General features: G+C 70.2%; 28 protein-coding genes. 6 read left to right on the top strand and 22 right to left on the bottom strand.

The features are described from left to right. Position 1: 1 nt before the first annotated feature. Entirely contained in the window at positions 2–565 is a 564-nt protein-coding gene (efp, locus tag BLT28_RS38715) for an elongation factor P (protein ID WP_030430053.1), read from the bottom strand. 33 nt (positions 566–598) lie between these two features. Continuing rightward, the gene (locus tag BLT28_RS38710; protein WP_030430054.1) at positions 599–1,675 is read right to left on the bottom strand and encodes a M24 family metallopeptidase; all 1,077 of its coding nucleotides are present in this window, start codon (positions 1,673–1,675) and stop codon (positions 599–601) included. Between the two features lie 66 nt (positions 1,676–1,741). Between BLT28_RS38710 and BLT28_RS38705 the strand changes: the two genes are divergently transcribed. Further along, positions 1,742–2,110, top strand: a complete 369-nt coding sequence (locus BLT28_RS38705) for a hypothetical protein (protein ID WP_156051014.1) — start codon at positions 1,742–1,744, stop codon at positions 2,108–2,110. Here the strand turns inward: BLT28_RS38705 and BLT28_RS40690 are convergent. From BLT28_RS40690 to BLT28_RS38645, 12 genes are all read right to left on the bottom strand, one after another. Then, positions 2,094–2,669, bottom strand: coding sequence for a hypothetical protein (locus BLT28_RS40690; protein WP_156051017.1), 576 nt, complete (start codon positions 2,667–2,669; stop codon positions 2,094–2,096). The two genes, BLT28_RS38705 and BLT28_RS40690, sit on opposite strands and share 17 nt — an antisense overlap. 17 nt (positions 2,670–2,686) lie before the next feature. Beyond that, the gene (locus BLT28_RS38695) at positions 2,687–3,379 is read right to left on the bottom strand and encodes a WXG100 family type VII secretion target (RefSeq protein WP_156051019.1); all 693 of its coding nucleotides are present in this window, start codon (positions 3,377–3,379) and stop codon (positions 2,687–2,689) included. A gap of 6 nt (positions 3,380–3,385) precedes the next feature. Beyond that, positions 3,386–3,709 (bottom strand): hypothetical protein, encoded by a 324-nt coding sequence (locus BLT28_RS38690; RefSeq protein ID WP_052407408.1) that lies wholly within the window; start codon positions 3,707–3,709, stop codon positions 3,386–3,388. Further along, entirely contained in the window at positions 3,706–3,975 is a 270-nt protein-coding gene (locus BLT28_RS38685; RefSeq protein WP_030430059.1) for a hypothetical protein, read from the bottom strand. The genes BLT28_RS38690 and BLT28_RS38685 overlap by 4 nt, the downstream gene beginning before the upstream one ends. Next, entirely contained in the window at positions 3,975–4,304 is a 330-nt protein-coding gene (locus BLT28_RS38680) for a YbaB/EbfC family nucleoid-associated protein (RefSeq protein ID WP_052407409.1), read from the bottom strand. The genes BLT28_RS38685 and BLT28_RS38680 overlap by 1 nt, the downstream gene beginning before the upstream one ends. 53 nt (positions 4,305–4,357) lie before the next feature. Next, positions 4,358–5,860, bottom strand: a complete 1,503-nt coding sequence (locus tag BLT28_RS38675) for a glycoside hydrolase family protein (RefSeq protein WP_231950560.1) — start codon at positions 5,858–5,860, stop codon at positions 4,358–4,360. An 82-nt stretch (positions 5,861–5,942) separates the two neighbouring features. Next, positions 5,943–6,848: a GNAT family N-acetyltransferase gene (locus BLT28_RS38670; protein ID WP_231950559.1), complete on the bottom strand. Its 906-nt coding sequence runs from the start codon at positions 6,846–6,848 to the stop codon at positions 5,943–5,945. Beyond that, the gene (gene aroQ, locus BLT28_RS38665; RefSeq protein WP_030430063.1) at positions 6,845–7,279 is read right to left on the bottom strand and encodes a type II 3-dehydroquinate dehydratase; all 435 of its coding nucleotides are present in this window, start codon (positions 7,277–7,279) and stop codon (positions 6,845–6,847) included. Before aroQ ends, BLT28_RS38670 begins: the two co-directional genes overlap by 4 nt. Next, the gene (gene aroB, locus BLT28_RS38660; protein WP_030430064.1) at positions 7,276–8,397 is read right to left on the bottom strand and encodes a 3-dehydroquinate synthase; all 1,122 of its coding nucleotides are present in this window, start codon (positions 8,395–8,397) and stop codon (positions 7,276–7,278) included. Before aroB ends, aroQ begins: the two co-directional genes overlap by 4 nt. Beyond that, the gene (locus BLT28_RS38655; RefSeq protein WP_030430065.1) at positions 8,394–8,906 is read right to left on the bottom strand and encodes a shikimate kinase; all 513 of its coding nucleotides are present in this window, start codon (positions 8,904–8,906) and stop codon (positions 8,394–8,396) included. The genes aroB and BLT28_RS38655 overlap by 4 nt, the downstream gene beginning before the upstream one ends. Further along, positions 8,903–10,090 carry a chorismate synthase gene (gene aroC / locus BLT28_RS38650; RefSeq protein ID WP_030430066.1) on the bottom strand — a complete coding sequence of 396 codons (1,188 nt, stop codon included), beginning with the start codon at positions 10,088–10,090 and terminating at the stop codon, positions 8,903–8,905. The genes BLT28_RS38655 and aroC overlap by 4 nt, the downstream gene beginning before the upstream one ends. 27 nt (positions 10,091–10,117) lie before the next feature. After that, positions 10,118–10,783 (bottom strand): prepilin peptidase, encoded by a 666-nt coding sequence (locus BLT28_RS38645; RefSeq protein ID WP_043811825.1) that lies wholly within the window; start codon positions 10,781–10,783, stop codon positions 10,118–10,120. 112 nt (positions 10,784–10,895) lie between these two features. Here BLT28_RS38645 and BLT28_RS38640 point away from each other — a divergent pair, with 112 nt between their 5' ends. Further along, positions 10,896–11,807, top strand: coding sequence for a trypsin-like serine peptidase (locus tag BLT28_RS38640; RefSeq protein ID WP_030430068.1), 912 nt, complete (start codon positions 10,896–10,898; stop codon positions 11,805–11,807). A gap of 60 nt (positions 11,808–11,867) precedes the next feature. On the opposite strand, the gene BLT28_RS38635 is transcribed toward BLT28_RS38640, so the two are convergent. Next, a complete protein-coding gene (locus BLT28_RS38635; protein WP_030430069.1) occupies positions 11,868–12,323 on the bottom strand; it encodes a PTS sugar transporter subunit IIA in 456 nt (151 codons plus the stop codon). Beyond that, on the bottom strand, positions 12,320–12,553 hold the full coding sequence (locus tag BLT28_RS38630) for a glucose PTS transporter subunit EIIB (protein WP_030430070.1): 234 nt from the start codon (positions 12,551–12,553) through the stop codon (positions 12,320–12,322). The genes BLT28_RS38635 and BLT28_RS38630 overlap by 4 nt, the downstream gene beginning before the upstream one ends. A 175-nt stretch (positions 12,554–12,728) precedes the next feature. On the opposite strand from BLT28_RS38630, the gene BLT28_RS38625 reads away from it, so the two are divergent. The 4 genes from BLT28_RS38625 (at position 12,729) to BLT28_RS38610 (ending at position 15,842) form a co-directional block, all read left to right on the top strand. Continuing rightward, positions 12,729–13,517 (top strand): GntR family transcriptional regulator, encoded by a 789-nt coding sequence (locus tag BLT28_RS38625; RefSeq protein ID WP_043811828.1) that lies wholly within the window; start codon positions 12,729–12,731, stop codon positions 13,515–13,517. Further along, the gene (locus tag BLT28_RS38620; RefSeq protein ID WP_030430072.1) at positions 13,514–14,728 is read left to right on the top strand and encodes a PTS transporter subunit EIIC; all 1,215 of its coding nucleotides are present in this window, start codon (positions 13,514–13,516) and stop codon (positions 14,726–14,728) included. The genes BLT28_RS38625 and BLT28_RS38620 overlap by 4 nt, the downstream gene beginning before the upstream one ends. Before the next feature lie 13 nt (positions 14,729–14,741). Then, entirely contained in the window at positions 14,742–15,011 is a 270-nt protein-coding gene (locus tag BLT28_RS38615) for an HPr family phosphocarrier protein (RefSeq protein ID WP_030430073.1), read from the top strand. Between the two features lie 150 nt (positions 15,012–15,161). Beyond that, positions 15,162–15,842 (top strand): DUF998 domain-containing protein, encoded by a 681-nt coding sequence (locus BLT28_RS38610; RefSeq protein ID WP_030430074.1) that lies wholly within the window; start codon positions 15,162–15,164, stop codon positions 15,840–15,842. Here BLT28_RS38610 and BLT28_RS38605 read toward each other — a convergent pair. From BLT28_RS38605 to BLT28_RS38580, 6 genes are all read right to left on the bottom strand, one after another. Further along, positions 15,839–16,684: a shikimate dehydrogenase gene (locus BLT28_RS38605; protein ID WP_269459620.1), complete on the bottom strand. Its 846-nt coding sequence runs from the start codon at positions 16,682–16,684 to the stop codon at positions 15,839–15,841. The genes BLT28_RS38610 and BLT28_RS38605 overlap by 4 nt on opposite strands. Next, on the bottom strand, positions 16,684–17,886 hold the full coding sequence (mltG, locus tag BLT28_RS38600; protein ID WP_052407410.1) for an endolytic transglycosylase MltG: 1,203 nt from the start codon (positions 17,884–17,886) through the stop codon (positions 16,684–16,686). The genes BLT28_RS38605 and mltG overlap by 1 nt, the downstream gene beginning before the upstream one ends. 4 nt (positions 17,887–17,890) lie before the next feature. After that, complete coding sequence (ruvX, locus tag BLT28_RS38595) at positions 17,891–18,379, bottom strand: Holliday junction resolvase RuvX (protein WP_030430077.1); 489 nt, start codon at positions 18,377–18,379, stop codon at positions 17,891–17,893. A gap of 70 nt (positions 18,380–18,449) precedes the next feature. After that, a complete protein-coding gene (gene alaS, locus BLT28_RS38590; RefSeq protein ID WP_030430078.1) occupies positions 18,450–21,116 on the bottom strand; it encodes an alanine--tRNA ligase in 2,667 nt (888 codons plus the stop codon). 73 nt (positions 21,117–21,189) lie between these two features. Continuing rightward, the gene (locus BLT28_RS38585) at positions 21,190–21,537 is read right to left on the bottom strand and encodes a hypothetical protein (protein ID WP_030430079.1); all 348 of its coding nucleotides are present in this window, start codon (positions 21,535–21,537) and stop codon (positions 21,190–21,192) included. Further along, complete coding sequence (locus BLT28_RS38580) at positions 21,534–21,944, bottom strand: DUF948 domain-containing protein (protein ID WP_030430080.1); 411 nt, start codon at positions 21,942–21,944, stop codon at positions 21,534–21,536. The genes BLT28_RS38585 and BLT28_RS38580 overlap by 4 nt, the downstream gene beginning before the upstream one ends. Positions 21,945–22,079 lie beyond the last annotated feature (135 nt).

Here is a 22,079-nt window from a genome sequence, read left to right as displayed (position 1 = left end):
GTCAGCTGTTGACGCGGCCGAGGTAGCGGGCGTCGCGGGTGTCCACCTTGACCTTGTCGCCGGTGTTGACGAACAGCGGCACCTGGATCTCGGCGCCGGTCTCCAGGGTGGCGGGCTTGGTGCCGCCGGTGGAGCGGTCGCCCTGCAGGCCCGGGTCGGTGTGCTGGATCAGCAGCTCGACCGAGGCGGAGAGCTCGACGAACAGCGGGGCGCCCTCGTGCGTGGCGACCATCGCGGAGGTGTTCTCCAGCATGTACCTGGCGGCATCGCCGACGACGTCCCCGGAGACCGTGATCTGGTCGTAGGTGTCGCCGTCCATGAAGATGAAGTCGTTGCCGTCCTTGTACAGGTAGGTCATCTCCCGCTTGTCCACGGTGGCGGTCTCGACCTTGGTACCGGCGTTGAAGGTCTTGTCCACGACCTTGCCGGAGAGCACGTGCTTGAGCTTGGTGCGCACGAACGCGCCGCCCTTGCCCGGCTTGACGTGCTGGAACTCGACGACGGTCCAGAGCTGGCCGTCGAGGTTGAGCACCAGGCCGTTCTTGAGGTCGTTGGTGGTGGCCACGGTGGTGGTCTCTCCTGAGGTGATGTCAGAGGGTCAGACGACCACGAGATCCTTCGTGGTCAGGGTGAGGAGTTCGGGTGCGCCCGCGCGCACGACGAGGGTGTCCTCGATGCGGACCCCGCCCCGCCCGGCCAGGTACACCCCGGGCTCGACGGTGACCGCCATACCGGCGGCAAGTGTACCGACCCCGACCTTGGACAACGCCGGAGCCTCGTGGACCTGCAGGCCGACGCCGTGGCCGAGCCCGTGCAGGAAGTGGTCCCCGTGCCCGGCCGCCTCGATCACCGCGCGGGCCGCCGCGTCCACGTCGGAGACCTTCGTCCCCACCGCGAGCGCGCCCCGCCCGGCCGCTTGGGCGGCGGCGACCAGCTCGTAGATCTCCCGCTGCCAGTCCGCGACGGAGCCGAGGACGAACGTCCTGGTCATGTCGGAGTGGTAGCCGTCGACCAGCGCGCCGAAGTCGAGCTTGACGAAGTCCCCCGCGCGCAGCACTGCACCGGTCGGCCGGTGGTGCGGCACCGCCGAGTTCGCCCCCGCGGCCACGATCGTCTCGAACGCGGGCCCGGCGGCGCCGTGCTCCAGCATCCGGTTCTCCAGGTCGCGCGCGACCTCCAGCTCCGTGCGGCCCGGCCGCAGCCCGCCGTGCTCGACCAGCCCCGCCAGCGCCCGGTCCGCCGCCGCGCAGGCCATCCGCAGCGCCTCGACCTCGGCCTCGTCCTTGATCAGCCGCAGCTGCTCCACCAGCCCGGCCGCCCGCACCAGCTCGGCGTCCCCGGCCGCCTCGATCAGGTCCAGCCCGTCCACCGTGACCTTGTGGCTCTCGAAGCCCAGCCGCCCGCGCGCCCGCTTCGCCAGCGCCGTGTCGCAGGGCCGGTCGATCACCCGCTCCAGGTCCGGCACCTGGGTCTCGGACTGCGTCAGGTACCGGCCATCGGTGCAGAACACGCTGCGCGCGTCGTCCTCGGCGTGCACCAGCAGCGCGCCGTTGGACCCGGTGAATCCGGTGAGGTAGCGAAGGTTCAGCAGGTCGGTCACCAGCAGCGCGTCGAGCTCCCGCGCACGGAGCTCCGCGCGCAGCAGTGACCGCCTCCGGGCGTGGGTTTCCGGCATATCCGCAGCGTACGTGGGTCCTGTTGGCGCGGTCGACCAAAGCCGCCCGGACGTAGGCTGATGCGGGTGCGAACCTGGATGACACGGGGACTGGCCCTCGGCGCGCTGCACGCGGTGGCCCAGGTGGTGGTCGCTTCGGTGCGCGTCCATTCCCCCGAGTCGCTGACGATGCCCCGCACCGTCGCCCTCGCCGTGCTCGTCCTCGCCGCAGCGGTTTGGGCGTTTCTCGACCGCGACCACACCAACTGGCTGCTCGCGTCCGTGGTGACCGGCCTCGTCGCGGGCCTGCTCGGCGTCGTCGGTCAGGCCCTGCTCGTCGACGCCACCGAGCTTTCCTCACTCGGCGTCGCGCTCACCGGCGGCGCCGCGTTCACCGCGCTCCTGGTCCTCGTCCCCGCCACGATTGGCAAGGCGCTGGTCAAAGCTTCTCCTTGATGGTCCGGAGAATCCTGATCGCGTCCTGCTCCGCTTTCACCGGGTCCAGCGGTTGCTCCTTCTTTCCGCCGGGACCGTAGTCAGTGCCCTCAACACTCACTCGCACGACGAGGTTGGCGTCACGAAACGCCGCAGCCCCACCGGCCTCCTGCGCGCCGATAGCGGGCGTATTCCAGGAAAGGCCTTCCTGCCCCAAGCCGAGAGGCTTCCTCGGCGTGGAGGATCGCCGAATCTTATCCAAGTCATCCTTGGCCGCAGTTACCGGATCCGAGTACTCGTCCGACTTCGTCGGCATGAAATACGAAACCGCAACAGTACGCTTCTCCGGCCCAGGAGATTCGACTTTTCCAAGGCGGGACATCGAACGTGCGCACCGCCGAAGCGCAGGCTCACCCCAGGGCAAGTTTAGGCCACCTTCGCTGAAGACAGAAAGCTCTCTCGAGTGATCCATAATCTCAGACAGAAGCTGATCAGCCCCTAGAAAGCAGTCTTTCGGAAATGTCACGTACTTCACCGGCTCGATCGGAGCGGAGCAACCGGCCAGCAATGCCAGCAGCAAAGCGAAGCCCCACCCCCTCACCGACGACCGACCTTCCAGTTACCCGAGTCTCCCACCGAGGACGGAATAGGGTCTGGGACACGGAGATTTATGGCAGCCTGCTTCAACGCGATCCCCGTCTTGGCGTAGCCCATCATCGACCGATTGCGCGCGATCATGAGCTCTGTCACCGCGCCGACAAATTTTGACAGCGCCTCAAGGATGGCAGAGCAGGTTGCTCCGACGAGATTCAGCAGGTTTTGCGCAACCGAGGCCGCAGCACTGAGCAGCGCCTGAGCACATTCACCGATAAAGTTGATACCCGAATTATAGGTGTTCACCGTTGTTTCGAGCACGTCCAGGTTCAGCTTCGACATCGACCTCATGACTTCCGCCGTGTCATCCATCACCTTGAGAACGTGCTCAACGTAAGAATTGAAGGCGACAAAAGCGCCGCCTTCCCAGTACGCTCTGACGTCATCACGCGCCGAGCTCATACCTTCTCGCGCGCCGAGGATATGCTTAGTCGCTTCCGGACCCCACTTATCAGCGAGATTCTTGATCGCCCGAGGATTACCCCGACTGTCTTGAACCTCCTTCACAACTTTCAGTGAACGACCTTTGTCAACCAGGGCGGACCAGTAGGCAATAACAGCGGCAGCATCGTACGGGAACTCTTTTTCATCGGCTTTCTCCGGTGACGCAAAACCTGGAATCTTCTTCGAACCCACCTCAGATCACCGTCCGATCCGCTCGTCGATGTAGCCGAATTTCCGGTAGTACTCGGCGTCACGGCTCTCGTAGTCGTCGGCAACCTTCTTCAGGGTCAGGGCGGCGTTCTCCAACGCCTCAAATCCCTTTCGCAACTGCGCTACCACGACGCCAAGGGCCTCGTTGTGCGCCTGCGGCAACTCCTCGTACCTGGCCAACTCACCCACATACTCGCCGCGCATGTCGAGCCCATCCAGTACCTTCCTAGACTCCGTCCATGCATCCGCCGCTTCGTGGATCTCCTTGACGCTCTTCCGCAGGGCAGCCGGAACAACTCGATAGTCGGTCAACGCTCCCCCTTTGCACGGGCTTCCGCGTTGAGAATGGCTGCCTTGACAGCAGTGGCAAGTGCGGATTCGGTCGAGTACCTCAAGTACTCCCTGTCCAGTTCTACGGACAACAGCTCCCCCGTCCCACTCACTTCGACCACGCCGAGTCGATTGTCGATCGGTTCAGCAATGCGTGAGGCCATGCGAGCCCTGGCGCGCTGTTCCGCGGCGGCGACGGCCTCTTCGATCTCGGCTACGAGGTTGAGGGTTTCTCGTGGCAGGTCCATTACCGCTCCTCGTCGTCGGGCACCATCGTGGGCACGATGTTCCGCAGTCGGCGACGGTTCTCCGCTCCGGCAAGCCCCCGGGCCGCGCTCACCGCTTCGACGACCTCAGGTCCCAGCAGATGGGGATGCGCGCTCCGCAGCGCTCCTTTGGCGACGATGATGTCCAGTAGCTCGCCGTTTCCATTGACGACCGCCTGGACGTTCCGCTTCTGCGACCATGCCTGGAAACGCTCGGATGCCAGCGCGGCGGTCATGAACTGGACTTGTTCCAGCTTTTCGTCGATGTCCCGCTTGAGCTGCTCGAACTCAACTATCCGTGCTTCGAACACGTCATGTCCCCCCGAACACGCCCGATCACTTTCTGCGACCTTACAACGTAGGGTCAGCCGCCGAGGGTGGAACCGGCTCGGTAGGAGTCCCAGCGGGCGACGGGGACGTCGACGATGGGGGACTCGTTGGCGATCGCGGCGGGCTCGGAGCCGACGCGCCAGAGCCTGCCGTCGTCGAGCAGGAACGCGAAGGGGCGGCCGGGGGCGCGGATCGCGGGTGCTCCGGGGCGCAGGCGCGCGAGGACGGGCAGGCGCAGCAGCGCGGGCACGGAGGTCGGCAGCAGGCGAACGGCCAGGCGCTCGGCGACGGACTTGCGCTCGACGCGGACGCGGTTGCCGCCGATGATCACGTCGATGGTGCGGTCCGGGGCGGGCAGGGCGAAGCCTTCGAGGACCTTGCGGGCTCGTGTGGTGTCGGTGCAGCCGTCGAAGCCGCGCACGTCCATGCCGAAGTGCTGGAGGTCGGTCGGCGCACGCGGCTCACGGGTGGCGCGGACGACATCGAAGGAAGCGCGCCCGCAGGGGTCCTCGGCGGAGACGGTCGCGTGCCCCTCCGCGGTGCGGACCAGGCCGGGGCCCTCCTGCCAGGGGCCGGGGATGTGCACGGGCCGGTACGGGTGGCGGGCGAAGGCGCGGTCCCAGAACGTGAGCGTGGTGCCCTCGGCGGTCTCGTGGGCGATGGCCACGGCGTTCAGCACGGGCACCCACATCCAGTCGGCGCTGAACGCGTCGACGACCGAGCGGGTGCGGGCGGCCTGGGTCGAGCCGACCGGGACGAAGCCGTCCCTGGTCAGCGCCTGCACCTGCTCCGCGAACAGCGGGTCCTTGGCGCGCAGGACGAACTGGCCCGCCCCGTTCGGTCCGGCCCCGGCGGCGGTGGTGTCGGTGAACATCAGGTGGAACCAGCCGTCGAGGTAGAACACGGCGGGCTGCCCGGCTCCGTAGGTGTTGGCGCGGCGGACCTCGCCCGAAGCGCGCACGATGGGCCCGCCCGCGGCCAGCCTGCGCCAGCGGACGCCGTCGTCGCTGGCCGCGACGCCGATGCTGTTGTCGTGGCTGTGATCGCTGGGCGCGCCGGTGTAGTAGAGGTAGTAGGTCCCGCTGACCTTGATCACAGACGGGTCGCAGGTGTGCATGGCGTCGAATCCGCCGCCGCTGCCGCTGAACACGGCGCCGACCGCCTGGAACGGCCCCGCGGGGGTGGCGGCGTCGCCGTGCACGATGTCGTCGCCCGCCGGGCCGGCACCGATGAGCTGGCTGCACCACCACATGCGGACGCGGCCGTTCTCCTGGAGCAGGGTCGGGCCGTAGTTGTAGGGCGCCTGAGGCCCGCCCGCCGCGACGACGCCGCTGCTCTGCCTCGGCCGATCGGTGCCCAGGATGCCGGGGACCAGGTCCGCGGTGCCGCCCTTGGCACCCCGGTTCGGCGCGACCGCGGCGGGTCCGGTCATGGCGGGCTGGGGCGGTTCGGGCGGCGGGGTCGTGGTCGTGCACGCGGTCAGGACGAGCACGCAGAGCAACGCCGCGAGCAGGTTCCGAGGCCGCCGCAGTCCCACCGCTCACCTACTTAGTGCGACGACAGAGCCGGCACAGTCTAAGCAAGCTCACCCGCACGGGTTAGAGCGAGGGAGCGCAGCGTCACACCTCGACGGGCTCGGCCACCAACTCGACCTGGAAGCCATCAGCGTTTTCCAAGTAGGCCGCGTAGTGGTGCTCGCCGCCCGCGTGCGGGTGCCGGTCGCCGAACATCAGCCGCCAGCCGTGCTCGCGCGACTGCTCGGTCAGCCGGTCGACCGTGGCCCGGTCCCCCGCGTGCAGCGCGAGGTGGTTCAGGCCGGGCAGCAGGCGGTCGTGCACGTCGCTGTTCCGCGCGGGCGAGCGCTCGGCGACGATGTAGGTCGGGCCCAGCCGCCAGCTGATCCCGTTCTCCCACAACTGGTACTGCCGGAAACCGAGTTCGGTGAGCAGCCAGCCGAAGGTGTCGCGGGCGTGGTCGAGGTCGCCGACCCACAGCTCGACGTGGTGCAGCCCGGTCCTTTGTGGACGCTGGGCGACCTGCACGCGGTGCACCGCGCCGTAGGCGAAGCGCTCACCGACGTCGAGGAAGCCCAGCCGTTGCGAGAGCTTGAGGCTGCCCGTGTTCTCCGGGTGCACCAGTGCCCACACGGTGGGCAGGGCCAGGTCGTCGAAAGCGTGCCGCAGCAAGGCTTCCGTGGCTTCCCTGGCCAGGCCGGTGCCCCAGTGCGGGCGGGCGACGAACCAGCCGATCTCGGCCAGCTCGCCCGGCAGCTCGTTGGACGGACGGAGGTGGCCGATACCGACCGCCGCACCATCCACAGTGAACAGGAAGTGCCCCATGCCGTCCGGGTAGTCGCCGCTGACCCTGCTGTAGACGTTGACGAACGCCGCCTCGCGGTTGCTCAGGTCGGTACCCAACCAGCGGCTCATCTCCGGGTCGGCGAAGATCCCCGCGACCGCCTCCGCGTCGGAGGCGCGCAGCTCGCGCAGGACCATCCGCTCGGTGACCAGCTCGGGGACGTTCACGGTCTGGCCTTCTTGGCCAGGAAGCGCAGCGCCAGCTCGTAGCCGGTGAGCCCGAGGCCGACGATCACCCCGGTCGCGATGCCGGAGATGTGGCTGTGGTGCCGGAACTCCTCGCGCTTGTGCACGTTGGAGATGTGCACCTCCACCAGGGGTTCGGTGAGCTGCGAGCAGGCGTCCCGGACGGCGATCGAGTAATGCGTCCACGCGCCCGCGTTGAGCACCACCGGCGAGCCGGCGTCGGCCGCCTCGTGCAGCCAGCCCAGCATCTCGCCCTCGTGGTCGGTCTGCCGGACCTCGACCTCGACGCCCAGCTCCGCCCCGGTCTCCTCGCAGAGCCGGACCAGGTCGGCGTAGGTCTCGTTGCCGTAGATCAGCGGCTCCCGGGAACCGAGCCTGCCGAGGTTGGGACCGTTGAGCACGAAGACCTTCACAGCAGCAGACCTCCACCGTCCGATGTGGACTCGCGAGCGATCGCGGAGTAGGCGGCCGCGAGCAGGCCCGGCTCCGGGCCTTCGAGGCGACCGGGCTTGGCCAGGCCGTCGAGCACCACGAAGCGCAGCACGCCCGAGCGGGTCTTCTTGTCCCCGCGCATGGTTTCCAGCAACTGCGGCAGCGCGTCCGCGTCGTAGGTCGTCGGCAGGCCGATCGCCTTCAGCACGCGGTAGTGCCGGTCCACCGTCTCGTCGTCCAGGCGTCCGGCCAGCCGCGCCAGCTCCGCGACGAAGACCATGCCGACGCTGACCGCAGCGCCGTGCCGCCAGCGGTAGCGCTCGCGCCGCTCGATGGCGTGGCCGAGGGTGTGGCCGTAGTTGAGCACCTCGCGCAGGCTGGACTCGCGCAGGTCGGCGGCGACCACGTCCGCCTTGACCTGGATCTTGCGCCGGACCAGCTCGGCGAGCACGTCGCCGGTCGGGTCCAGCGCGGCCTCCGGGTCGGCCTCGATCAGGTCGAGGATCACCGGGTCGGCGATGAACCCGCCCTTGACGACCTCCGCCATGCCCGCGACGAGTTCGTTGCGCGGCAACGACTCCAGCGTCGCCAGGTCGACGAAAACGGCCATCGGCTCGTGGAAGACGCCGACCAGGTTCTTGCCCGCCTCGGTGTTGATCCCGGCCTTGCCGCCCACCGCGGCGTCGACCATGCCCAGCAGCGTGGTCGGCACGTGCACGACGCGCACCCCGCGCATCCAGGTGCCCGCGATGAACCCGGCCAGGTCCGTGGTGGCCCCGCCGCCGAGCGAGACGATCACGCCGCCCCGGTCCATGCCGATGCGGCCGAGCACGTCCCAGCAGAACCCGGCGACCGCGAGGCTCTTGCCGTCCTCGGCGTCGGGCAGTTCGACGCGGTGCGCGGAGGCCCCCGCGCCCTCCAGCTCCTCGCGCAGGCTCTCCGCGGTGGCGGTGAGCGTCGGCTGGTGCAGGATCGCGACGGTGCCGACGCCCTTGAGCGTCTCCAGGATCTCGGTCAGCAGCCCCCTGCCGATGACGACGTCGTAGGGCTGGGCGGTGGCGACCCGGACCCGCACGGGCTCGGTACCGGCGTTGGTCATCGCTTCACTTCCAGAGCTTCGAGGGCCGCCTCGACGACCTCCTGGGGCGTGCGGGAGTCCGTGCTGACCTCGACCGTGGCCACCTCGCGGTAGAGCGGCAGCCGAGCGTCGAGCAGCGCCTTGAAGGTGGCGCGCGGGTTCACGCCCGCGAGCAGCGGCCGGGCGCTGGACAGCCCGGTGCGCCGCACGCCCTCGGCCATGCCCACGCCGAGGAACACCACGACGTGGTCGGCCAGCAGTGCGCGGGTGCGCTCGGAGAGCACGGCCCCGCCGCCGAGGGCCACGACCCCGTCGTGCTCGGCGACCGCGGCGGCCACGGCGCGCTCCTCGATCTCGCGGAACACCGCCTCACCGTCGACGGTGAAGATGTCGCTGATCGACTTGCCGGTGCTCGCCACGATGTCGGCGTCGACGTCGCGGAAGCCGACACCCCACGTCTGCGCCAGCAGGGCGCCCACGGTGGTCTTGCCCGCACCGGGCGGGCCGACGACGATCGCGCGCGGACTCACCAGCGCTCCTTCAGCGCGGCGAGGTAGGCCTCGGCGTTGCGCTTGGTCTCGGCGACCGAGTCGCCGCCGAACTTCTCCAGCACCGCGTCCGCGAGGACCAGGGCCACCATCGCCTCGGCGACCACGCCCGCGGCGGGCACCGCGCAGGCGTCGGAGCGCTGGCTGATCGCCACGGCGGCCTCGCCGGTCGCCGTGTCCACAGTGGACAGAGCGCGGGGCACGGTGGAGATCGGCTTCATCGCCGCGCGCACGCGCAGCGGCTCGCCGTTGGTGATGCCTCCCTCCACGCCGCCCGCCCGGTTGGACCGGCGGCTGACGCCCAGCTCGCTGTCCGAACGGTCGATCTCGTCGTGCGCCTTGCTGCCGCGGCGCCGCGCGGTCTCGAAGCCGTCGCCGACCTCGACGCCCTTGATCGCCTGGATGCCCATGAGCGCGCCGGCGAGCCGCGAGTCGAGCCTGCGGTCCCAGTGCACGTGCGAGCCCAGGCCCGGCGGCAGCCCGTAGGCCAGCACCTCGACGACGCCGCCGAGGGTGTCGCCGTCGGCCTTGGCCGCGTCCACCTCGGCGACCATGGCCTCGCCGGCCGCGGCGTCGAAGACGCGCACCGGGCTGGCGTCGATCGCCTCCAGGTCCTCCGGCCCGGGCAGCACGCCCGCGGGCGCCTCGACGGTGCCGATGGACACCACGTGGCTGATCACCTCGACGCCCAGGGTCTGGCGCAGGAAGGCCCGCGCGACCGCACCGAGCGCGGTGCGCGCCGCGGTCTCCCGCGCGCTCGCTCGCTCCAGCACCGGACGCGCGTCGTCGAAGCCGTACTTCTGCATGCCGGGGAGATCGGCGTGACCGGGTCGCGGCCGGGTGAGCGGGGCGCTGCGGGCGAGCCCTGCCAGCTCCTCCTCGGGGACCGGATCGGCCGACATCACCTTCTCCCAGCGCGGCCACTCGCTGTTGGCGACCTGCACGGCGACGGGGCCGCCCTGGGTCAGCCCGTGCCGGACGCCACCGAGGAAGGTGACGACATCGGCCTCGAACTTCATCCGGGCGCCACGGCCGTGGCCCAGGCGCCTCCTGGCCAAATGGCCCGCGACATCACCAGTGGTGATCTCGACCCCGGCGACCAAGCCCTCGAGCACGGCGACCAGGGCAGGGCCGTGCGACTCTCCAGCGGTGATCCAGCGCAACACGCCGTGATCCTGCCATGTCGCGGCGCCTCAGCCCTCCGGAACCCCGGCGTCGAACACCGGCTGCCCGCCGGGAGGAACCAGCGCGAGCACCACCGTGGCCAGCAACAACCCGGGTCCGTGTGGGATCTGTCCACCTCCTGACTCACTTCTGCGCAAACACCCGAAGAAAACACCGACTATGGCGGTAATCACCGCCGCGAGGACCACGACCACCGGCAGCGCGACCCACTCCACCGCGCCCGCGACCGCGCCGAGGCTGCCGGAGAGCTTGACGTCACCCGCGCCCAGTGAGTCCGGAGACACCATGCGCACGACCGCGTGGACGACCAGGAACAGCGCCGCGCCACAGACCGCCCGCACGACCAGTGGTGGCCCCGGGCCGGCGAGCACGGCGGGCAACAACACCAGACCCACGATCGGATAGGCGGGCAACGTCAGCGCGTCCGGCAGGCGGCGGTGGCACAGGTCGACCGCGGTCAGCGCGACGGCGAACCATGCAATCGCGAGCTGCACGGGCAGCCACCACAACGGCGCGCCGACGCCGCACATGATCGCCCACAGCACGCCGACCGCCAGTTCGCACCACGGCGGTCGCACGCTCGCTCCGCGGTCGAGCCGGCCGAGCACCACCCGCGTTCCCGCTCCCGCCACGACTCCCGCGACGAGGCCGGACAACGCTCCGAGAACTTCCATGGCACGAGAATGCGCACGGCTGTTCTCCCCCTCAAGCCAGCGGGACCCCCTGGGTGGAATTTGCTTCACCGGGCGTCTGCTGAGGACAACTCACCCTCGCGTGGGACGTCTCATGGACATGTCTGTCGTGAGCTTCCGGCTGCTGCCCGCGGTGATTGCCGCGGCGATCGTGTGCGCGGCGACCCCGGCACACGCCACAGGCGACACCTTGGTCACGGACGTCAGCCAGGCTGATCGTGCCGCGGCGCTGGCGTACTGGACATCGGAACGGATGAGCCGGACCGGAGCCGATTCGATCGACCGCCCGGAAGTCGTGGCACGCCCGTGGGCGGATCAGGTCCCCCAGGGAATCGGGCGGCTCTTCCTCACCCACAAGCTCGGCCCGCAAGGACCGAGCGAGGACACGTGGTGCACGGCCACGGCAGTGCCCAGCGCGAACAAGGACGTCGCCGTCACCGCCGCGCACTGCGTCTGGCCCGGCATGACTCGTGACGACGAGCTGATCGAAGCGAAGAACGTGGTGTTCGTTCCGGGCTACACCAACGGAAACCGCCCGCACGGCCTGTACGCGGCTCGGGCTTTCCTGCTGCCCAAGTCCTACTCCGAGCACAGTTCGCCCGATGTCGCGATGGTGGTGTTCGACCAGGTCGACGGCAAGCACCTGGCGGACGCGGCAGGCACTCAGCGGATCACCTTCGACCAGACAACAGGCGGCAGGACCGCGATGTTCGGCTACCCCGGTTCCAAGCAGGCGCGCGGGCAATCGCTGCTGTGGTGCGACATCAACGCCACCAGCGACGCCGACCGCCACACCACCCTGTGCGACATGGCGAGCGGTTCGAGCGGCGGTCCCTGGCTGGCGGACTTCGACGTCCGCACCCGCACGGGCACGATCTTCTCCGTCACCAGCAAGGGAACGCTGAAGGTGGACGAGGAGACCGGCGAGCTGATGACCACCGACCTCGTCGGCCCGAAGCTCGACGCGGTGGCCCGCTCCCTGCTCGACCAGGCCGGCCGCCGCTGACGTACCCAATGCGGCATTCGTTACGTCCAGCGAAACGAATGCCGCATTGGGTACGAACAGTCAGGCGGACCAGGTGAAGATCTCCTCGCCGTGGTCGACCGCGCCGGACTCGCGGAGCGCGGCCAGCTGGTCCGGCTTCGCCTCGACGGCGACAACGGGGCAGACCGGGGAGTAGCCCTGGCGCTCCACCTCCGCCGGGTTCCAGGTGATCATCCGCTGGCCCGCGCGGACTGTCTCGCCCTTGACCACGTGCAGGGTGAAGCCCTCGCCCTTCAGCTTCACCGTGTCGATGCCCAGGTGCACCAGCACGGCCTGGCCGCCGGGCGTGAGCACGACGAAGGCGTGCGGGTGCAGGGTCACCACCGTGCCGTCCACCGGGGCGACGGCGTCGCCCTCGGCGCGCTCGGGGTCGACGGCGATGCCGGGGCCGACCATGGCCTCGGCGAACACCGGGTCGGGGACCTCACGCATGGGGATGGCCCGGCCCTTGACCGGGCACTGCACGGACAGCGTCACATCAGGTCCTGGATGTCCTCGGCGAGGGTGTCGGCCTCGGGACCGACGACGACCTGCACGATGGTGCCCTGCTGCATGACCCCGTGCGCGCCCGCCGCCTTCAGCGCGGCCTGGTCGACCAGGGAACCGTCGCGCACCTCACACCGCAGCCGTGTGATGCAGGCCTCAATGTCCTCCACGTTGTCGGCTCCTCCGAGCCCGGCGAGGATCGCCCCAGCCTTGTCAGCCACTCAAGTCTCCCTTGCCTGAAGCACCCCGCGAGCAGGGCGTACGTGGTTGGGCCAGATGCTCCCACACCCGATACGAAGCCATAACGGTTGTTGACACCTCGACAGGGCCGGAGCATCCTCCCCGCAACTGGTTTAGACCGGACCGTACCAATCCGCCAGCCTGGATTCGAGGGGAGTGAGCGTGCCGGTCCCGGAGACCCCCGCCGCCCGGCTGCTGGACGGGCCGACGCCCAAGCACGCCCAGCTGCGCGAGATCCTGCGCAGGCTGGCCCAGGAGCAGCTGCCGCCGGGCACACCGGTGCCCTCCGAGCGCGAGCTGGCCACCCGCTACGGCGTCTCCCGGCTGACCGTGCGCGAGGCGATCAGCCAGCTGGTCACCGAGGGACTGCTGACCCGGGTCCGCGGCAAGGGCACCTTCACCGCCAAACCGAGGGTGGACGCCCAGCTGCACCTGGCCTCCTTCACCGAGGACATCCGCAGGCGCGGGATGACCCCGGCGACCGAGGTGCTCGACCACGGCGAGCTGGTCCCGCCGACGGCCACCGCCTCCGCACTCGGCCTGGACACCGGCCAGACCGCCTACTGGCTGTTCCGGCTGCGCCGCGCCGACGGCACCCCGATGGCCGTCGAACGCGGCTGGTACCACCCCCGCGAGGTCCCGGGGCTGCTGCGGCACGACCTCACCCGTTCCCTGTACGGCCTGCTCGCGCGGGAGTACGGGGTCCAGCTCGACCACGGTCGCCAGACCGTGTGGGCGGACGCCGCCGACCCGGTGACCGCCCGGCTGCTCGGCATCAAGCCGGGCAGCCCCGTCCTGGTCTTCCGCAGGATCTCCACCGCCGCCGGAGCTCCGGTGGAGGACATGACGTCCTGGTACCGGGGCGATCTGTACCAGGTGACCATGCAACTCGACCGGAGCCTTCCCGGCTCCGGTCCCCACCCTCAGCAGGGAGGTACCCGATGAGCGCCACCCCGGGCGGTCGTGACATCAAGGGTTTGGCGGTACTGCAACGGATCGGCCGCAGCCTCATGCTGCCGATCGCCGCGCTGCCCGCCGCGGGTCTGCTGCTGCGGCTCGGGCAGGACGACCTGCTCGGCGGCGTCGGCGGGCTGGAGAAGGTGGCCGCGGTCATCGGCGGCGCCGGTGGTGTGCTCTTCGACTACCTGCCGGTGCTGTTCGCCGTCGGTGTGGCGATCGGCTTCGCCAAGAAGGCCGACGGGTCGACCGCACTGGCCTCCGTCGTCGGCTACCTGGTGCTGTCCAAGGTCATCCTGGTGTTCAACCCGCTGGCCGAGGGCAAGGAGGGGGCGCCACCGAACAACTGGCCCTACGGCGTGCTCACCGGTCTGATCGCCGGCCTGCTCACCGCGTGGATGTGGCAGCGCTACCACCGGATCAAGCTCCCGCCGTACCTGGCGTTCTTCGGCGGCAGGCGGTTCGTGCCGATGGCCGTCGCCGTGGTGATGATCCCGCTCGGCGTGGTGATGGGCCTGCTCTACCCGCTGTTCAACTCCGGGCTGACCTCGCTCGGCGAGATGATCACCGGCAGCACCCTGGTCGGGGCGGGCGCCTACGGCATGGCGAACCGGCTGCTGCTGCCGTTCGGCCTGCACCACATCATCAACTCGTTCGTGTGGTTCGTCTTCGGCGAGTTCGGCGGTCAGCACGGCGACCTCAACCGGTTCATCAAGGCGCACGACCCGAGCGCGGGCACGTTCATGACCGGCTTCTTCCCGATCTTCATGTTCGCCCTGCCCGCCGCGGCGCTGGCGATCTGGCGGACGGCGAAGCCGGAACAGCGCAAGATCGTCGGCGGCATCATGCTCTCCGGCGCGCTGACCGCGGTGATCACCGGTGTCACCGAGCCGCTGGAGTTCTCGTTCCTGTTCGTCGCCTGGCCGCTGTTCCTGGTGCACGCCGCGCTGACCGGCGTGTCGTTCATCGTGGTCAACGCCCTGGGCATCCACACCGGGTTCACCTTCTCCGCCGGTGCCATCGACTACGTGCTGAACTGGAACATCTCGACCCAGCCGCTCCTGATCATCCCGGTCGGCCTGGCCTTCGCGGTGGTGTACTACTTCCTCTTCACCTTCGTGATCAAGAAGTGGAACCTCAAGACACCGGGCCGCGAGGACGAGAGCGCGGACCCGCAGGCCGAATCCAGCAAGATCTAGGAAGGACCTCGCAATGCCGGAACGACGGGTCACCGTTGCCTCCTCGGTCGGACTGCACGCACGGCCGGCCGCACTGCTGGCCAAGGCCGCGGCGGCGCAGCCGGTCACGGTCACCATCCGCAAGGACGGCGGCGAGCCGGTGGAGGCGGCCAGCGTGCTCGGGCTGATGACACTGGGCGCGATGCACGGTGACGAGGTGGTGCTCAACGCCGAGGGCGAGGGCGCCGAGGAGGCGTTGGAGGCCCTGGCCTCGATCATCGCCGAGGATCACGACCAGGGCTGAGTAGCACAAGGAGCCCACGGCAGCGCCGATCCGAGGTGGGACCCGTCGACCAGGCGGGTCCCACCGGCGTATCACGGCAGGTCGTCATTCCGGGGGATCTCAGGGAATTCTCTGATGTCCCCCGGTTGCGCGCGGGTGATGATCGCAGCTATGGATCTCAACATCGCCGGCGCTCCCGCCGCGACCCGGGCGCCCCGGCTGGGGATCACTGTCGCATGGATGGGCGTCGGGATCTCCGGCGCCCTCATGGCCGTGCTGCACGGCCAGTCCTTCCCGAGCCCGTACTCGCAGACCATCAGCACCTACGGTGTCGGCCCGTTGTCGCAGGTCTACATGTGGGCGCTGGTGGCGCTGGGCGTCGGCTCGCTGGCCTTCCTCGCCGGGATGGTCCGGTGGGAGGCGCCGTACTCGCCGCTCGCGTGGACCTGCGTGGGCATCTGGAGCGGCGGCCTGCTGCTGGCGGGCGTGCTGCCGATGGACACCACCAGCACCGAACGCACCCCGTTCGGCATGCTGCACAACCTGGCCGCGGTCGCGGCGTTCCTCGGGCTGCCGACCGCCGGGATGGTGCTCGGCAAGCGCTACCGGGCACACCCGCAGTACAGCGGTTACGCCCGCGCGAGCAGGCGGCTGGGCATCTTCGGCTTCGTCATGCTCTTCGCCTTCGGGGTGAGCTTCTTCGGAATGATGGAACCGGCGCTGATCGACTGGTTCCCCGGCCCGAACCCGGTCGGCATCACCGAGCGGCTGCTCGTGGTCGGCGAGGTCGTGCTGCTCGCCGTGCTGATGAGGTGGTCGGCGGAGATCACCAGAACGATCCGGACGACCTAACCCAACGGGAGCGGCAGGACATAGCCGGTGGCTTCGCGGAGGGCGGAGCGCATCGCCTCGCGCGGGGCGGGACGGCCGGTGAACAGCTCGGACTGGCCGAACGCCTGGTGCAGCAGCATGTCCAGGCCGGTCGCGACGGGATTGCCCGCCTTCTCCGCGGCCGCGGCCAGCGGCGTCGGCCACGGGTGGTAGATCACGTCGAGCACGCTCGGCGCCTCGGCCAGCTCGGTGACCCACGGCTCCACCGCCGCCGTCGGCACCGTGCTGATCAGCACCGAGCAGCCGTCGACGAGCTTGGCCGGATCGGCATCGGCCCAGTTCACCACGGTGACCGCGAGCCGCAACCGCTCCGCGCAGGCCAGGGCCTCGACCGCACGGGCCGGATCGCGGACGACGAGGCGGACCTGCCGCACGCCCAGCTCGGCGAGCCCGACCAGCGCGGCCTGCGTGGTACCACCCGCGCCCAGGATCACCGCCGGACCCGCCGCGATGGTGAAGCCCGCCGCCGCGCGCAGCGCCCCGACCACGCCGTCCACGTCGGTGCTGTCGGCCTGCCACCCGCCGTCGATCGGAACGAGTGTGTTGGCCGCGCCCGCCATCCGCGCTCGTGGCGTGACCCGCGAGGCCAGCGTCAGCGCGGCGCGCTTGCCCGGCATCGTCACCGACAGGCCCGCCCACTCCGGGCCGAGTCCACCGACCAGGCCGGGCAGCGCGTCCTCGGAGCACTCGATCCGCTCGTAGGTCCAGCCGGTCAGGCCCAGCGCCTCGAACGCGGCGCGGTGCAGCACCGGCGACAGCGAGTGCTCGACCGGCGAGCCCAGGATGGCCGCCTTGCGAACCATCAGTAAGCGCCCCTCGCCTGGGCCTCGCGGACGTTGGTGTTGTGGTCGTCGAGGTCCTTGGCGAAGCAGGACCTGCCGTTCTTGTCGCAGCGCACGAAGTACAGGTACTCGCTGGGCTCCGGGGTGATCGCGCTGGAGATCGCCTGGGCGCTCGGCGAGCCGATCGGGGTCGGCGGCAGCCCCTGGACCGCGTAGGTGTTGTACGCGCCAGCCTTGTCCCGGTCAGCGCTGTTGGTGCGGATGTTCGGCCGGTCCAGCGGGTAGTTGACCGTGGAGTCGTACTGCAGCCGCATGCCGATGGCGAGGCGGTTGCGCGTCACCTGCGCGATCTTGCCGAAGTCCGGGCCCGCGGCCTCCTTCTCCACCAGGGAGGCCATCACCAGCAGCTGGTACGGCGAGAAACCGGTCTTCTCCGCGGCCTTCGGCAGCCCGGCCGCCTGGAGCCTGGCCGAGGCGGTGGTCAGCAGCGCGCGCAGCACGTTCTCCGGGGTGTCGCCGGGCTTCACGTCGTACTTGCCGGGCATCAGCAGTCCCTCGAACCGCCGCCGCGGCTCGGTCGCCTTGGACGCCTCGGTGATCACCCACTCCGGCGCGCCGATCTCGGTGAGGTCGGCCTTCTCCATGGCGGTGCGGACCTGCTCCGGGGTGAGGCAGGTGTTCTTGCCGTTGAGCTCCGCGCAGCTGGCCTTGGCGATCAGCGAGATGATCCCGGGGGTGACCTTGCCGCTGGCCACGGTCACGTCGTCGAGCTGGTTGCCGCCGCGGATCTCCATCTCGCCGACCTTGGCGTTCTTGCGCACCAGGCCCGCGACCGCGCTGGCGCCGGACATCTTGGTCTTGAGCACGTAGTAGCCGGGCTGCACCGAGGTCGCCGCCTCGTTCTCCTGCGCGGCGGCGGTGTACGCGCGGACGCTGGCGACCACGCCCGCGTCCATCAGGCTCTGCCCGGTCTGGGAGATGGTGCCCGGTTCGACCTTGACCACGACGTCGGACTCACCGGCGCCCTCGAAGTCCTCGTAGCTGGTCAGCCCGAACAGCGAGGTCACGCCGTACCAGATGCCGATGCCGAGGATCACCACTGCGGCGAGGCCGCCCACCAGCAGGACCTTGCGGCGCCGCTGGTTGTCGGCGGCCGCGGCGGCCCGCCCGCGGCGCGGCTTCTCCTCGGCCGGTCCCTCGTCGAAGAGGTCGAGGTCGTTCACTGGATCAACCCTCCTGGGGGGCAGGTCGGGTACGGGCGCGCAGGTCGAGCCATCCCTGGAGGATCTCGACGGCCGCGGCCTGGTCGACGACCGACCGCTGCTTCTTGCCGCGCACCCCTCGGTCGGAGAGCATCCGGGTCGCGGAGACCGTGGTCAACCGCTCGTCGGAGAGGCGGACGGGCACCGGCGCGATCCGCCCGGCCAGCACCGCGGCGTAGGCCGTCGCGGCCTCGGCCGCCGGGCCGTGCCGTCCGGCCAGCGTGCGGGGCAGACCGACCACCACCTCGACCACCTCGTGCTCCCCGACGAGTCCCACGAGCTGGTCGATGTCCCGGCCAGCCTTCTCGTCGCGCGCCAGGGTAGCGAGGGGGCTGGCGAGGAACGGACTCGGATCGCTGAGCGCGACGCCGACCCGCACCGAGCCCACGTCGACGCCCAGGCGCCGCCCGGGCCCCGGATCGTCCGGGCCCGGGCGGTCGGGGGTGACGCTCACGGCCACACCTCGCAGGCTCGGTGCGCCGCGAGCGGCGCTGCTGTGTTGGATGGTTCGCTCGCAAGCTCGCTCACGAGCCGCCGAGGGCGCGGCGCAGCGCGGTCACGGCCTCCTCGACCCCGGCGGCCTTGGTGCCACCGCCCTGGGCCATGTCGGGCTTGCCGCCGCCGCGGCCGTCGATGGCCGGCAGGAAGCTCTTCACCAGGTCACCGGCCTTGAGCTTGGCGTCCCTGGCGGCCGGGGTGGTGGCCACGACGAAGCTGACCTTGCCGCTGTCCGGTTCGCACGAGAACAGGGCCACGACCCCGGACCGGCTGCCGAGACGGTTGCGCACCTCGGTGGTCAGGGCGCGCAGGTCGTTGCCGGCCACCCCGTCCGGGACCCGCTCGGCCACCAGCACCGTGCCGTTGACGTCCTGTCCCTTGCCGGCCAGGTCCCCGGCGGACTGGAGCACGGCGGCCACGCGCATGCGGTCGATCTCCCGCTCGGCGTCGCGCAGCCGGCTGAGGATGCCGGAGACGCGCTCGGGCAGCTCGTGCGTGGGCACCTTGAGCTGGTCGGCCAGCTGCGAGACGAGCAGCCGCTCCTTGCTGGTGTGCCGGAGGGCGTCCATGCCGACCAGGGCCTCGACGCGGTGCACGCCGGAGCCGATCGAGGAGTCGCCGACCAGCTTGACCATGCCGAGCTGGCCGATCCGCTTCACGTGGGTGCCACCGCACAGCTCGCGCGAGTACTCGCCCATGTCGACGACGCGGACCTCGTTGCCGTACTTCTCGCCGAAGAGGGCGACGGCGCCCAGCTCCAGGGCCTTGTCCATCGTCGTGGTGAAGGACTTCACCTCCACGTCGTCGAGGAGGTAGGCGTTGACCTCCTCCTCGACCCCGCTGAGCACGGTGGCCGAGACCGGGCCGGGCGTGGTGAAGTCGAAGCGCATCCGGCCCGGCGAGTTCAGCGAACCGGCCTGGGCGGCGCGCTTGCCGTAGGCGGAGCGGACGGCGGCGTGCACCAGGTGGGTGGCCGAGTGCGAGCGCTCGACGGCGCCGCGCCGGTCCTCGTCCACGTGGGCCTGGATGACGTCGTCGACGGCGACCTCACCGGCGAGCACCTTGGCCTTGTGCACGAACAGCCCGGGAACGGCCTTCTGCACGTCGGTCACGGAGATCTGCACGTTGTCGCCGACCAGCACGCCGGTGTCGCCGACCTGGCCACCGCTCTCGGCGTAGAAGGGCGTGCGGTCCAGGAACAGCTCGACCTCGGTGCCGGCGGCGGCGCTGCGCACCGGGACGCCGCCGACCAGCAGGCCGACCACGCGCGAGTCGGAGTCCAGGTCGGTGTAGCCGAGGAACTCGGTGGTGCCGTGCTGTTCGAGCACCGAGCGGTAGACGGTCAGGTCGCCGTGCCCGGTCTTGCGCGAGGCGGCGTCGGCCTTGGCCCGCTGCCGCTGCTCGGCCATCAGGCTCCGGAAGCCCTCCTCGTCCACGGTGAGGCCCTGTTCGGCGGCCATCTCCAGGGTGAGGTCGATCGGGAAGCCGAAGGTGTCGTGCAGCTGGAAGGCCTTGTCGCCGGAGAGCTGCCTGCTCCCGGCGGCCACGGTCTCGGCGGCGGCGACGTCGAAGATCTTCGAGCCCGAGGTGAGGGTGGCCAGGAAGGCCTCCTCCTCGGTCCGCATCACGGCCTCGATCCGGTCGAAGTCGCTGACCAGCTCGGGGTAGGACGGGCCCATGGCGTCGCGCACCACGGCGGTGAACTCGGCCAGCACCGGCTCGTGCACGCCGAGCAGGCGGGTGGAGCGGACGATGCGGCGCAGCAGGCGGCGCAGCACGTAGCCGCGGGCCTCGTTGCCGGGGGTGACGCCGTCAGCGACCAGCATGACGCCGCTGCGGGCGTGGTCGGCGATGACGCGGAAGCGCACGTCGTCGGCCGGGTTGGTGCCGTAGGTGCGGCCGGAGAACTTCTCGGCGGCGGTGATCACCGGGCGGACCAAGTCGGTCTCGTAGACGTTGTCCACACCCTGGAGCAGGAAGGCCACCCGCTCCACGCCCATGCCGGTGTCGATGTTCTTGGCTGGCAGCTGGCCGAGGATCGGGTAGTTGTCCTTGGCCCCGCCCTCACCGCGCTCGTTCTGCATGAACACGAGGTTCCAGATCTCGAGGTAGCGGTCCTCGTCGGCGACCGGACCCCCCTCCTCGCCGAACTCCGGGCCGCGGTCGAAGTAGATCTCCGAGCACGGGCCGCAGGGGCCGGGAACGCCCATCGACCAGTAGTTGTCGGCCATGCCGCGGCGCTGGATCCGCTCGGCGGGGATGCCGGCGACCTTCTGCCACAGCTCGATGGCCTCGTCGTCGTCCTGGTAGACGGTGACCCACAGGCGGCCTGGGTCGAAGCCGTAGCCGCCGTCCTCCAGGGAGCCGGTGAGCAGCTCCCAGGCGTGGGTCATCGCCCCTTCCTTGAAGTAGTCGCCGAAGGAGAAGTTCCCGGCCATCTGGAAGAAGGTGTTGTGCCGGGTGGTCTTGCCGACCTCGTCGATGTCGCCGGTGCGCACGCACTTCTGCACGCTGGTGGCGGTGGCGTACGGCGGCGGGGCCTCGCCGAGGAAGTACGGCTTGAACTGGACCATCCCGGCGTTGACGAACAGCAGGTTCGGGTCGTCCAGGATCAGCGGGGCGCTGGGCACGAGGGTGTGCCCGGCCTTCTGGAAGTGGTCGAGGAAGCGCTGGCGGATCTCATGCGTCTGCATGGCGGAAGGTCCTTAGGAGGAGGTGCGGAAGGGGCCCGATGCGGCGGGGAGCAGCGCTGTACGGCGCGGGAGGTCAGCTCCCCGCCCTGCGCGCTCGCCTGTTCCGCACGGTTCCGTCCTCTGCTTCCCGGCTCCTGCGCTCCCTGGACTGGGAGACGCGGTCCGTGCTCCTACTGTAGCTCGACCGTCTACCGGGATCGTTGGCCCGCTCGACCACCTCGCGCAGTTCGCCCTCGCGCTCGCTCATGCCCGCGCGAACGTCGGCGCCGAACGCGCCGACCGCACCCGCCAGCTCGCTGATCGCGTCGCCGAGGTTGGCGGCGACGCCGGCCGGGGTGAAGCCCTGCGCCTTGGTGTTGGCCTTGCGGGAGAGCACGACGCCGGTCAGCACTCCGATGCCGAGCCAGAACATCCGCTTCATCGACGCCCGCCCCTGGACTTGCGGCCGCGACGGGAGTGCTTGCCGGGCTCCTCGGCGGCGCGGCGGCGGGCCCGGACGGCCTTGCTCACGCCGTAGGACAGCGCGGCGGCCTTCACCAGCGGACCGCCGAGGGTGGCGGTGAACAGGGAGGTGAGCGCCGAGACGTTGCCGCTGACCGCGCGGGCGTTCGCGGTGATGCCGTCGACGCGCTCCAGCTGCGTGTTGACGTGGTTCAGCGTGGTGTTGGCCCCGGTGAACAACGGATCGGCGTTCTCGTGGGCCTTGCGCAGCGCCACGGTCGCCTCGTCGAGGGTGCGCCCGAGCTTGATCAGTGGAACCGCCAGCAGCAGCACCAGCAGCACGAAGGCGCCCGCTGCGATCAGCGCGGCGATCTGCCCTGGTGACACGTGCCCTCCTGGGGGAAGTGGGTGGATTTCGAGCTGGCCGACAGGCTACCGCGCGGTGATCTCACGCTCTTTCGGGGCGTGCGCCCCGGCCCGCCGGGTATCCGTCCAGCTGGGTTACCCGGAGCGGCGTGGCTC

This window comes from Allokutzneria albata (assembly GCF_900103775.1).
Taxonomy (GTDB): domain Bacteria; phylum Actinomycetota; class Actinomycetes; order Mycobacteriales; family Pseudonocardiaceae; genus Allokutzneria; species Allokutzneria albata.
This window is presented reverse-complemented; position numbering and strand designations above follow the sequence as displayed.